Source organism: Nocardia sp. NPDC004260, from assembly GCF_053603155.1.
On the sequence record NZ_JBSGEZ010000247.1, the window covers coordinates 1 to 1673 of the forward strand.

The 1673-nt window shown below is 67.2% G+C and carries 1 protein-coding gene; it reads right to left on the minus strand.

All coding sequences use genetic code 11. The features are described from left to right. Positions 1–160: 160 nt before the first annotated feature. Positions 161–1495 (minus strand): oxygenase MpaB family protein, encoded by a 1335-nt coding sequence (locus ACWEO7_RS39390; protein WP_452430927.1) that lies wholly within the window; start codon positions 1493–1495, stop codon positions 161–163. Between the last annotated feature and the right edge of the window lie 178 nt (positions 1496–1673).

Below are 1673 nucleotides of genomic sequence, written 5' to 3' on the forward strand. Positions count from 1 at the left end.
GGCACTGCCTGACCCGCGGCACCGCCTACAACGAAGAAACCCACGTCAGCAACCGCCAACGCGCACTCGCCGCCTGAGGTTGACAGAAGGTGTCTCATTGGGATTCTCCAGGGATGGGGGAAGAGGTCGCCGATCGTGACGACCGGAGCAGGACTGGTGGTCATGGGTGTGGGTGACCGAGCAGGATTGCTGAATCGACGTCGCTGGTCGCAAGCCGTTGTGGAAGAGCCGTTTTCGTGGCAGGTCGTTGCGTCGGTGCGTGCGTCCGCGAGCGCGGTGTGGGTGTGTCGGCGGCGTAGCGATCGTGGCGGTCGTAGCGCGCGTTGCCTTTGTGCTGTTGCATCATTCGCTCAGCGGCAGCGCCCCAGCTGCGTCGTCCGGCTTCCTCGCTGAGGCGGGTCGCGCCCGGCAGAACACAGCGCACGATCTCCGCACCCCGGATCACCGTGGCGGCACCAGCCAAGATGCGCTGCATCGGCTGGTTGTCGGGCAGGGCGAGGAAGTCGGCATTCTCGCCGCCCAGGATCCGGCGGGCGTACGCGCACAGTATGGCGGTGGCTGCGGTGCGGCCGATGCGGTGCGGCAGATCATCGTCGTCTCCGATGATCAGCGGCCCGATCGCTTGCAGCAATGCCTGCGCCAGCCGTTGGCTGTCCGTATCCGGGGTGCCGAACTCGTAGGCAGCCTGCAGCGACATCAGGCGCGCGGCGTCCCGCTCGTCCGTCGGCAGTATCTCTGCGTCGACGCCCAGCAGATGGCCGACCACGCGCCAGTGGTGGTAGACGGCCGCTTTCTCCTGGGGGGTGAAGCGTGCGCCGAGAGCTTCGGATCCCGAGAGGATGGCGAGGGCGAACAAGGTGGTTGTGCCGGCCATCTGGGATTGGTTGATGGGGTGGTCCCATGCCTGCCGGTCCCAGTCGGGTCGCCGCGCCATGCCTGCACGCACCAGGGCATGCATCAGTCGCACTCGCAGGGTAGCCGTCCACCCGGCAGCGTACGGCTTCAGCGCGCCCGGCCGTGTCACCTGCACGAACCAGTGGGTGGTCTCGGCGATCCTGCGGGCCGCCATGCGTTCCAGATCTCCGGTGATGACGAGGGGTTTGGTGACTCGATGGGCGAGATATCCGCCCAGCAACGCCCCCGTGCTCAGTGCTGCGAGTCCGAGCGGACCGGTCCGACCGATGACTCGAGCAGCCAGGTCGAGTTGGTCGGCGTCGGCCCAATACGGCGTCTCGACTCCTCGAAAGAATGCCGTCAACTCCGGCGGCGGGTCGCTGACGGTGTCGATTCCCTCAGTTAGCGCCCGCTCGAACAATGCCCGGCCTTCACCGGCTGGGCGCCGACGGGCCATCTCGACTACGGCATCGGCGAGCGGATCGCCCAGCGCGGTGAATCGTCGCGCGTAGGTGTCGCGGTGGTCCGCGGCTACGGCGGTGTCGAGTGCATTGTGCGGGATGAGGGTGTGGGGGAAGGTTTTCGGCGCCCTGTGTGCCATTGCTGTTGCACCGCCCTCAGCCGACGCGGAGCAGAGCGGGGCCAGCGATTCCCGGCTGGAACAGCACCGCAGGTGGGCGGATCAGACACCTTCTGTCAACCTCAGGCGGCGAGTGCGCGTTGGCGGTTGCTGACGTGGGTTTCTTCGTTGTAGGCGGTGCCGCGGGTCAGGCAGTGCC